9 protein-coding genes are annotated in these 10408 nt (G+C 67.1%); 7 read left to right on the forward strand and 2 right to left on the reverse strand.

What is annotated here, in order from left to right:
• The 5 genes from H926_RS25805 to H926_RS25815 form a co-directional block, all read left to right on the forward strand.
• Positions 1-792: sensor histidine kinase KdpD (locus tag H926_RS25805; RefSeq protein WP_022675432.1), on the forward strand; the 792-nt coding region annotated here is incomplete at its 5' end.
• Entirely contained in the window at positions 789-1460 is a 672-nt protein-coding gene (locus H926_RS0105590; RefSeq protein WP_022675433.1) for a response regulator transcription factor, read from the forward strand. The genes H926_RS25805 and H926_RS0105590, both read left to right, overlap by 4 nt.
• A 102-nt stretch (positions 1461-1562) precedes the next feature.
• Positions 1563-4019 carry a TonB-dependent receptor gene (locus tag H926_RS0105595; RefSeq protein ID WP_028657636.1) on the forward strand — a complete coding sequence of 819 codons (2457 nt, stop codon included), beginning with the start codon at positions 1563-1565 and terminating at the stop codon, positions 4017-4019.
• 177 nt (positions 4020-4196) lie between these two features.
• Positions 4197-5966 carry a diguanylate cyclase gene (locus tag H926_RS25810; protein ID WP_022675435.1) on the forward strand — a complete coding sequence of 590 codons (1770 nt, stop codon included), beginning with the start codon at positions 4197-4199 and terminating at the stop codon, positions 5964-5966.
• 115 nt (positions 5967-6081) lie between these two features.
• The gene (locus tag H926_RS25815) at positions 6082-6654 is read left to right on the forward strand and encodes a TetR/AcrR family transcriptional regulator (RefSeq protein WP_022675436.1); all 573 of its coding nucleotides are present in this window, start codon (positions 6082-6084) and stop codon (positions 6652-6654) included.
• Here the strand turns inward: H926_RS25815 and H926_RS0105610 are convergent.
• Complete coding sequence (locus tag H926_RS0105610) at positions 6643-7179, reverse strand: DUF2141 domain-containing protein (RefSeq protein WP_133816476.1); 537 nt, start codon at positions 7177-7179, stop codon at positions 6643-6645. The two genes, H926_RS25815 and H926_RS0105610, sit on opposite strands and share 12 nt — an antisense overlap.
• A gap of 92 nt (positions 7180-7271) precedes the next feature.
• On the opposite strand from H926_RS0105610, the gene H926_RS25820 reads away from it, so the two are divergent.
• The gene (locus tag H926_RS25820) at positions 7272-8459 is read left to right on the forward strand and encodes a hypothetical protein (protein ID WP_022675438.1); all 1188 of its coding nucleotides are present in this window, start codon (positions 7272-7274) and stop codon (positions 8457-8459) included.
• Positions 8456-9769, forward strand: a complete 1314-nt coding sequence (locus tag H926_RS0105620; protein ID WP_022675439.1) for a lipopolysaccharide biosynthesis protein — start codon at positions 8456-8458, stop codon at positions 9767-9769. Before H926_RS25820 ends, H926_RS0105620 begins: the two co-directional genes overlap by 4 nt.
• Here the strand turns inward: H926_RS0105620 and H926_RS25825 are convergent.
• The coding region (locus H926_RS25825; protein ID WP_022675440.1) for a GTP--adenosylcobinamide-phosphate guanylyltransferase at positions 9766-10408 on the reverse strand (643 nt) is incomplete at its 5' end. The genes H926_RS0105620 and H926_RS25825 overlap by 4 nt on opposite strands.

The following is a 10408-nucleotide window of genomic DNA, read 5'->3' on the forward strand; positions in this document are numbered from 1 at the left end:
GTCGCCCTGGCCTGCGCGGCCTGCGGGGCCTGGCTGCTGTGGCGTAGCAACCGCGCGCTGGCGGCCATGGTCCAGGCGCGCACTGCCCGCATCGCCGCCGTCGACGCGTCACGCCGCCTGTTCTTTGCCAAGGTCAGCCACGAATTGCGCACCCCGGTGGCCGCAGTGCGCAGCGCCGCCGAAGTGGCGCTGGACCAGCCCGATGCCGATCCACACCTCTTGCGCGAAACGCTGGGGCACATCGTGGCGCAGGCCGGTTTCCTTACCCACCGCATCGACGAACTGCTTGGCCTTGCTGCCGCAGACGATGGGCGCTTGGCCCTGGCGAGCGCGCCGTTCGATCTTGGGAAGGTGGTGGCCGAGGCCATGGCGGCGGCGCGGCCCTATGCGGCAAGCGTCGACGTGGCAATGGCGCTGGCCGCCCCGGCCTGCCCCCTCCCGATGATGGGCGATGCCCGCTGGCTGCGCCAGGCGCTGCTGGCGGTGATCGAAAACGGTATCAAGTTTTCGCCAATGGATTCGGCTCTTTGCGTCACGCTGATGCCCGCTGATGGCGTGGCTGAGGTGGTGATCCACGATCGCGGTCCAGGGGTGATGGAGGCCGAACTGCCGCGTATTTTCGATGCCTATTACCAGACCCACGAAGGCCGGCAGCGTGGAGGCAGTGGGTTGGGCCTGGCCCTGGCCCGTTGGGTGGCAGAGCGTCATGGTGGCAGCGTGCAGGCAGCAAACCAGCCCGATGGCGGCTGCGCGATCCGTTTTCGCCTGCCCTTGCAGGATGGCGCGGTATGAGCCTGGTCCTGCTGGTGGAAGACGATGCCGGCATTGGCCGGGCGATCGTCCAGGGCCTGGGCGGCCGCGGCCTTGGCGTGCGGTGGCTGCGCCAGGGGGCGGGCGTGCTCGACGCTTTGGCGCGCGAGCAGATGGCCACGGTCATTCTCGATATCGGCCTGCCCGATGCCGATGGCCTGGCGCTGTGCCGCCAGATCCGCGACGCCGGGCATGCCATGCCGATCCTCATGCTCACAGCGCGCACAGCGCTCGATGATCGGCTGGAAGGGTTTGACGCCGGCGCAGACGATTACCTGGCCAAGCCCTTTGCCTTTGCCGAACTGGCGGCCCGGGTGGGTGTGCTGGTGCGCCGCGCCGGGCAATTGCTGCCGCCGCCGATCACCTGGCAGGGCCTTTCCATCGATCGCGCCGCCGGCACAGCCGCATGGCACGGCACCCCGCTGGCCTTGGAGCCGCGCAGCCTGGCGCTGCTGGCCGAACTGGCGCTGGCACGGGGTGAGGTGGTGGAGCGGATCGCGCTGATCGATCGGGTGTGGGGCGCCGATGCCGTGATCACCGACAACGCCGTCGATGTGGCGGTAAGTGCGCTGCGCAAGCGGCTTGGCCCCTGCGGCCTGGCGATCGCCGCGGTTCGCGGCCGGGGTTTTCGCCTGACTTTGCCGGAATAGGCGCCAGCACCGTCTCATACCTTGGGTCAGTCTGAGCGTTCGCTCAGGTTATTGGCGTTTCATCCTGTTACGGCCTCCATGTTGAAAAACAGGGAGAGCGTGATGCGGGACATGAGGGGCTGGTTCTGCGCGGGTGCATCGTGCCTGTGCCTGGCGATGCCGGCACAAGCGCAGGATACGACCGCGACGGGGCCTGACATTATCGTGCGCGCCACGCCGCTGGCGGGTGAAGCGCCGGAAGTGGGCAATGCCAGGGCACTACAGGCTACTCAGGCAGTAAGCGTCGCCGAGCATCTGGCCCGCACGGCACCCGGCGTTACGATCAACGACGTGCAGGGCAATCCGCTGCAACCCGATGTGAACTATCGCGGCCTCACCGCCTCGCCGCTGCTCGGCACGGCGCAGGGGCTTTCGGTCTATCTCGATGGGGTGCGCGTCAACCAGCCGTTCGGTGACGTGGTCAGCTGGGATCTGATTCCCACCGTGGCGGTGGCCGATATCGACCTGGTATCGGGCGCGGCCCCGCAATTCGGCCGCAATGCCCTGGGCGGCGCGCTGGTCCTGCGCACCAAGAGCGGCAAGAGCGATCCTGGCGTCACGCTGGAGGCCAGCGGCGGTGCATTCGGCCGCGTGACCGGCAGCGCCCAGGCCGGCGGCGTTCTGCCCGGTGGGCTGGATTGGTACGTCGCCGCCGACCATTTCCGCGAGAACGGCTGGCGCGATCTTTCGCGCTCGCGCGCCAGCCGGGCGCTGGCCAAATTGGGGTGGAGCGATGCGGCATCGTCCGTGTCGCTGGCGGGCCACTTTGCCGATACCAACCTCAACGGCAATGGCCTTCAGGAAATGCGCCTGCTCGCTGCGGATCGGCGCAGCGTCTACACCGCGCCCGACAATACCCGCAATCGCATGGGCATGGTCGTGCTCAATGGCGAAACCCGCCTGGACAGCGGGCTGCATCTGCGCGGCAACGCTTTCTGGCGCCATCTGCGCACGCAGACGTACAATGGCGACGTCAATGATGATGCCTTGGGCGAAAACCTCTATCAGCCCAATGCGGCTGAACAGGCGGCCCTCACCAGCGCCGGCTATACCGGCTTTCCCGTTGCCGGCGAAACCCAGGCCAATACGCCGTTTCCCCAATGGCGCTGCATTGCCAACGTGCTGCTCAACACCGAGCCGAACGAGAAATGCGATGGCCTGATAAACCGCTCGCAAACCCGGCAAAGCGAATGGGGCGCAACGCTGGAGGCATCGGGCCGCTTCACCACGGGGCCGTTTGCCCACGACCTGACGCTGGGCGCATCCTATATCGGCAGTACCGCGCATTTCACGCAAAGCAGCCAGTTCGGCTATATCCTGCCCGATCGCACGGTCATGCCGGTGTCTGGGCCGGGCGCCTTTGCCGATGGCACGCAGGATTCCGAAAACGCCTTTGATGCCAGGGTCGATCTGCGCAGCCGCACCACCGCGCTGTCGGCCTATGCACTTGACCGTGTCGGGCTTGGCCAGCGGCTTACCCTGGACCTGGCAGCACGCTATGACCGGGTGGCGGTGCGCAACCGCGACGCAATCACTCCGGGCGGCGGCACCGGCTCGCTCGACAGCAGCCCGGTCTATCATCGCCTCAACCCGGCGATTACGCTCACCGGCAAGGCGGCTGACGGCACGACGCTGGCGCTATCGTGGAGCCAGGCCAGCCGTGCCCCTTCGGCCATCGAACTGGGCTGTTCCGACCCGGCCAGCCCATGCCGACTGCCCAACGCTCTTGCCGGCGATCCTCCGCTGCGCCAGGTGATTGCCCGCACGATGGAAATCCGCCTCGATCGCGGCAATGGCTGGGGCCATGTCCACGCGGCGCTGTTTCGAACCGACAGCAGCGACGATATCCTGTTCGTGGCCAACGATGCCTTGGGCTATGGCTACTTCCGCAATTTCGGCAAGACGCGGCGGCAGGGCCTGGAACTGTCGGCAGATGCCCGGCTGCGCGGCTTCACCTTTTCGGCAAGCTATACGCTGCTCGACGCCACCTATCGGTCGAGCGAGGTGGTCAACGGTTCGGGCAACAGCAGCAACGATGGTGCCGGGCCGGGCTTTGACGGTACGATCGCGATCCAGCCGGGCAATCGCATTCCCCTGTTGCCACGCCACACCGTGAAAGCGGCGGTGGGTTGGGAGGCCACGCCGTGGCTCTCACTCAACCTCGACATGGTGGCCGTTTCCAGTGCCTTTGCTCGCGGCAATGAAAACAATGCCCACCAGGCGGACGGCACCTATTATCTCGGCCCCGGGGGAACGGCCCCGTATGCGCTGTTCAATCTTGGGGGAGAAGTTCGTCCCCGCACCGGGCTGACGATCTTTGCCATGGTCCGCAACCTGTTCGACAAGGATTATGCCAGCGCCGCACAACTCGGCGCCACCGCCTTCGATGCGCAGGGCAGGGTGGTGTCACGGCCCTTTGCCGGCCCAGTGATCGATGGCGAACGGCCTTTGCTGCAATCGACGTTCTTCGCGCCTGGCGCGCCCCGCTCTCTCCAGGTGGGTGCCCGCCTGCATTTCTAGGCTTTCCCGGCCCCCCGGCAACCGGCCACCCCCCAAACCGGGCCGGTTGCCACCCCGCCGGCCCGGCGCGCCCCCCGCGTCGGGCTGGTTTTCAATCCGGTAATCATTTACATAGGTATTTGTGGTAAATGCCGCTGCATGAGTGGTTTGGACGCAGCGATGGATGGGGGGCGGCGCATGCTGGGGCGTGCGGTGCGGCTGATCTTGTCTTGCCTGGCCCTGGCGGTGGCACAGCCGGCCCTGGCTGGCGCGCCTGACCAATGGATTACCTTGGAAAATGCCTGCCATGCCACGGGCGCCACGCCGGCACTTGGCCACGACGCCACCCTGCCTACGCGCTTTTCCTGCCATGGCGAGCCGCGCGATTACCAACGCGCCAGCCTCTGGCTCAAGGTTAACGCGCAAACTCTGGCGCAGGCGGGGCCAACGCCGGTGCTGATGGTCCATTCCTCGCGGTTCGATGCGCTGCACGTGGGCTTTTTCTATGGCGATGGCACCGCCGATTGGCAGGAGGTGGCGCGCGGTGCCTATGGCGCGAACTGGCGCCTGGGTGGCCAGATCGCGTTCGTGCCGCCGCAGCGCGATGCCGCGCTGGTTGGCGTGATGTTGCGGTTCGATCGAGTGGCATCGGCACCTATGCTTCGCATGCGCCTGATCGATGGCGGCCAGGCGCAGATCCAGGCCACGGCAATGGCCAGCATGATCGGCGCGATGCTGATGCTGCTGGCGTTGGGCGCGGTCTACAATTTCGGGCTCGCGTTCGCGGTGCGACGGCAATTCCCGGCCTGGCAGGGCGCCTGGGCCACCTGCATGGTCGCCTGGGGAGCGATGTGGTCGCAGTTTCACCTGTTCTTCTTTCCGGGGCTGGCCGGGGTCGTTTCGGCGCAGATCTGCACGGCGCTGTCGTGCCTGGCTACCCTCTTGGCCACCTACAGCCTGCTTACCGCGATCGATCCTGGGCACGTGCCGCGCTGGCTGGGCCGCACCACCCGTGTGGTCGCGCTCGCCACGGCACTGCTTGGCGTGCCGCTCAGCCTGATGCGCAGCGGGCCGCTGGAGTTCTGGGCCAATGCATTGGGCTTCCTGGTCTTGCTGCTGCTGGTTCTGGCCGGATCGTGCCTGATTACCGCATGGCGGCGGGGCAGCAGCGCCGCGCGTGCGTTTGTGGGCGCATGGGCTGTGCCGATGCTGGCGCTCGGCCTGTCGTCGGTCGTGGATTTCAGCCACGCCGTATGGGGCGGGGGGTCGCAGATGCTGGTCCTGGCCGCATCGGCCTGGCAGACGGTGTGGCTGTCGGTTGCGGCCACCCGGCGCTTCATGGGCATGCGGATCGAGCGTGACCGCGCCCTCGTTGCTGAAGCAGCAGCGCAGGAGCAGGCCCGGCGCGATCCGCTGACCGGGTTGCGCAATCGCCGTGGTTTCACCGACGCGATCACCCCGCTGCTCGACCGTGTAACCCAGGCGCCAGACGCGGTGTTGGACGATAGCCAGGGTGTGGCGCTCCTGCTGCTCGATGTCGACCGCTTCAAGGCGATCAACGACGCCCATGGCCACGACGCCGGCGATGTCGTGCTGGTAACGCTGGCGCGGCGGCTCGCGCGTTGGGACGGGGCAATGTGTGTGACAGCGCGCCTGGGCGGAGAGGAGTTTGCCTTGCTCGCCACCGGCATGGGCCGCTTTGCCGCCCTGCAACTCGCCGAAAGCGTACGCACGGGGCTGGGTGATTGCGACCATTCCCCGTTTTTCGGGCGTGGGCAGGTAACGGTGAGCGTGGGCGTCGCCATGGCGCGGACCGGAGACGATTTCGCCGCGCTCTATCGCACCGCCGATGCCGCGCTCTATGCGGCCAAGCACCAGGGCCGCAACCGCGTGGTGATCGCGCCCGACGTGATCTATCCCGAAGGCGATGACGCCGCGATGCCGATCCGCATCGGCATCAGCGACTGACGCTGTTTTTGGGCGAGGGCCTTGCCTAGCCGGCTTGGCTCCGCTTAATCCTCGGTTCTTGGCGACGTGAACCGCGCCAGACGTGGACCACGAGGGGATAACGAGTTTGGCCCGATTGAAGCGCAGCGAAAGCCAGGCGCGTACGCGCGAACGGCTGCTGCAGGCGGCAACCGATCTGTTTCGGCGCGATGGCTATGCGATCACCTCGCTCGAACGCATTGCCGATGCGGCCGGCTTCACCAAGGGCGCGGTCTATTCCAATTTCGACAGCAAGGAAGCGATCTATCTCGAAGTGTTGAGCGCCGAAGCGCTTCGCAGCCTTGGCGATTTGCTGGCCGACCTTGACGGCGCCACCGATGCCGCCGGGGTGGTGGACGTGGTGGCCGCCTGGGCGCAGGAGCGTTCGCGCCATGGCGGATGGTCCCTGTCGGTGCTGGAACTGGCCCGCACCTCGCCGCCCGGATCGCCCTGCCTTGAGCGGCTTGAGGAAATCGTGCGACGGGGCTGGCGCGAACTTGGCGGCTATCTGCGGCAACGCTTCCCCGATGGTCCGGCGCAGCCGGAAACCCTCGGCGCGCTCTTGTTCGAGATCGCCTATGCCCCGGCACTCACGTTTCTGGCCAGCCCCGATGCAGCCGACCTGGTGCGCCTGGTCTTGCCCGCACAACTGGCGCCGTCACCGGCCTGATGGCCCGATAATCAGCCCTTTGCGATACTGCATGATAACCGGCACGCTGATCGGCCGGTTGGTGATAGCCACGGCCGTGGCGGCAAACGCGGGCTTCAACTTGAACACCGAGAGATGCGGATTGCGGGTAAAACCTCCACCATCGTTCCAATCGGATTTGCCGTTGGCGTTGGCATCGTGGCGCACCGCCACGGCATAGTCGCCCGGTTGGCTGATCGGAAAGCAAAAGCGGATCGGACCACCACCATGGCGGCGCTGCTCGATCCGCATTGCCCATTGCCCCTTGTCGAGAAAGCGCGCGCCACCCGGCCCGTAAAGCTGGGCGCGCACCGTCCCCTTGTCGTTGATAAAGCCGCTGACCTCCACGGTAAGTGAGGGTTGTCCCGGAAGGCATTCCCGGTCGGGTGTGCGGCTTTGCGCTGCTGGCATGGCCGGTGGCGTGGCGGGTATCTGCGCAAGTGCGCTCAGCGGCAAAAACGCGAGGAACACTGTGGCGCCCGCCCATACCCATGGCGTTGTTGGCACGTTCGCTTCTCCTGTCTGATGGGGGCGGTGGGCATGCTCTTGCCCGGCGGGAAAGAGTTGCAATTCGCCCGGAATTGGGTGACCGCCAGCCCATGGCGGACGACATTCTGTTTCTGTTCAACCACGATGCCCCGCACCAGGTGGCGCATATTGCCGGCATCGCGCGCGCGATGGTGAAGACGGGTGCCGATGGCCGTACCGTCACCTGCGCGGTAGCCACGCCGGCCATCCGCGCGCGCGTGGAAAGCATCCTCGGCCCGGCAGCGGGGCAGGTGGCGTGGTATGACATGGCGTTGCCGGGGTGGCTGGAAGCCGCGCTGGCACTGCCCAACAAGGTGGCGCCGGTACGGCGGCTGATGCGGCTGCGCCATCATGCCGGGCGGATCAACGCGGCGCGTGTGGTGGTCAGTGCAGAACGCACGTGCCTCTCCATCCGCGAAGGGCGGGGCAAGGCGCTGTTTGCCTATGTGCCCCACGGTGCGGGCGATCGCATGGTGTCCTATCATCCGGAAAAGGGCGGGTTCGACCTGATCCTGGTGAGTGGTCACAAGACCGCGCGCGAGATGGTGGCGCGCGGCGTCGCCCCGGCCGAGCGACTGCGTGTGATTGGCTACCCCAAGTTTGACACGATCGATCTTGCCCAGTCCAAGCGCCTGTTCCCCAACGGCAATCCCGTATTGGTCTATAACCCGCACTTCGATCCGCTGCTGTCGAGCTGGTATGATCATGGCCCGGCGCTGCTGGACTGGTTCGCCAGCCCGGCGGGGCAAGCGTACAATCTGATTTTTGCCCCACATATCATGCTGTTTGCCAAGAAACTTCATGTATCGCTGGAATACCGCACCGCGCGCCTGCGCCCGGATATCGCCCCGCATTGGCAGAGCGCAGCCAATATCCTGATCGATACCGGCAGCGCCGCGCTGGTCGACATGACCTATACGCTGGCCGCGCACGCCTACATCGGCGACGTATCGAGCCAGGTTTATGAATTCCTGGTCCGACCCCGGCCGCTGCTGTTCCTCGATGCGTTCTCGCACGATCCACGATCGCGCGAGGGGGCCTATCCGGCCTGGCAGGCTGGCGACGTGGCGCGCGATGCGGCGGGCCTGGCAGCGCTGATCCCTGGCGCATGGCAGCGCCATGATGCCTTTCGCGCCACACAAGAGGCGATCTTTGCCGACACGGTCTCGCATCAGGCAGGCCATCCGGCCGTGCAACGCGCGGCGCAGGCCTTGCGCGACCTGGCCGCCGGGCGCGGCGCGATCGGACCCCAGGCGTGACGGCGCGATCGCGGCTGGGCGCGGTGCTGGCCAATCTGGGCTGGCTCCTGGCCAGCAACGCGCTGATGGCCGTGCTCTCGCTCGTCTATATCGGCATGGCGACGCGCACGCTGGGGCTGGCTGATTTCGGCCGCTTTGCCCTGATCACGGGCACCGCCCAGACGCTGGCCATGCTGGTCAGCTTCGAAACGTGGAAAGTGGTCGTGCAATATGGCCTCGATCACGAGGCGGCCGGCGACAACGCCGCCACCTGGCGCCTGGAACAGGCCGCCGCGCTGATCGAAGTCTGCAGCGCCGGCCTGGGCATCGCCTTGGTGATTGTACTGTTTTCCCTCTGGCCGGCGCCGTTCGGCATGGATGCGGCTGTGGTGCCCTATGCCATCGGTTATGCTGTGGTGCAGCTGATCACCTTGCGCTCCACCCCCACGGGCATTCTGCGCATGCGTGATCGGTTCCGCCTGGCGGCCCTTGCCGATAGCGTGCAACCAATCGGCCGCCTGGTCGGGGCGACGCTGGCACAATGGCTTTGGCCGGAATTGGCCGGCTTCCTGCTGGCCTGGGCCATCGCCGAGCTGTTGACCTTGGCCGCAACCTGGGCCTTGGCGGCGCAAACCGGTGACGTGCGCGGATTGCTGCGGGTGCGCCATGGCTGGCGCCAGGCGCGCGCGGAAAATCCGGGGATCGGTCGCGTGCTGATCAGCACCAACGGACAATCGACCCTGGGCCTTGCCGCCCGGCAGGCGCCGCTGCTGTTGGTCGGCGGCTTTGTCGGAGCCGAGGCGGCAGGGGCCTTTCGCCTTGCGGCGCAACTGGCCAATGCCCTGTCCAAGATTTCCATCCTGCTCACGCGGGCCGCCTTTCCCGAAATCGTCCGGTCGATCCGTACCGCGTCGCGCGCGCACTTTCGCGCCGGGGTGCTGCGCGTCGGCCTGGCTGGCTTGCTGGCGGCCGGCGCCGTGATGGCGCTGGTGGCGCTGGCGGGCCGCAATCTGTTGATGGCCGTGGGCGGGCACGCGTTCGGTGCAGGATATGTCTATCTCTTGTGGCTGGCCGGGGCCGGCGCGATCGAACTGGCCGCCGCCGCGTTCGAGCCGATCCTGCTCTCGGTGCATCGCGCGCTGTCGGCCACTGTGGCGCGGGCTGCGGCCGTGGCGCTGCAACTTGGCTTGATGCTGGTGCTGCTGCCCCAAATCGGAGCCCTGGGCGCCAGCATCAGCGTGTTCGCCGGATCGGTGGCGGCAAGCGTGTTGTTGGGCGCGGTCTTGTGGCATTATGCCATGCATCACGGGTTGGACGAAGCAGCCGCCTAGGTGGGGCCAAGTCGGCCGGCGATCCGCCGCGCCAGCACCAGATCGGCCGGCTTGTCGACATCGACAGCCGCCAGCCCGTGGGGACTGGCGACCGCTTCCACCCTCAGGCCAGCCCGCCCGCCCAAAGTGGCCATCGCCTCGGTGAGCGACAGCCGCCCCAGCGCATAGCGCAGCAGAAGCCGGGGGCCGAGGTGCCAGACGATCCGCCAAGGCCGCTTGCGGTCGCGCTCCCCCGCCTGCCATAGCGCAAACGCGGCCGCGGCGCGGGGCGTGGCAAAGTGAAACAGGTTGCAGCCCGACCATTGCCCATCGGCAAAGCGAAGCCAGGTGCGCTGCGTTTCGGGGACGGCTGCCTCCACCACGTCGCGCCGCGCCAAAAGCACCGAGACATCGGCATCGCGCGATACCGCCGCGCGAAAATCGGCAACCCATGCTGGTTGCAACAGCGCATGATCGGCCGTGGTCAACAGCATCGGCGCACCCAGCAAGGCAAAGCCGCGCGCGGCGCTTTCACTGGGGCCGTGGGCTGCCGGCACCAGTTCGCAGCCCAGTTCCTGCGCCAGGGCCGCGATGGCGGGATCAGACGCAGCGACAGCCACGCGCCCGGCTCCGGCGGCGCGCACCGCCGCGATCACGCGC

The sequence above is a fragment of the Novosphingobium sp. B-7 genome (assembly GCF_000410615.1).
GTDB classification, from domain to species: Bacteria; Pseudomonadota; Alphaproteobacteria; order Sphingomonadales; family Sphingomonadaceae; genus Novosphingobium; species Novosphingobium capsulatum.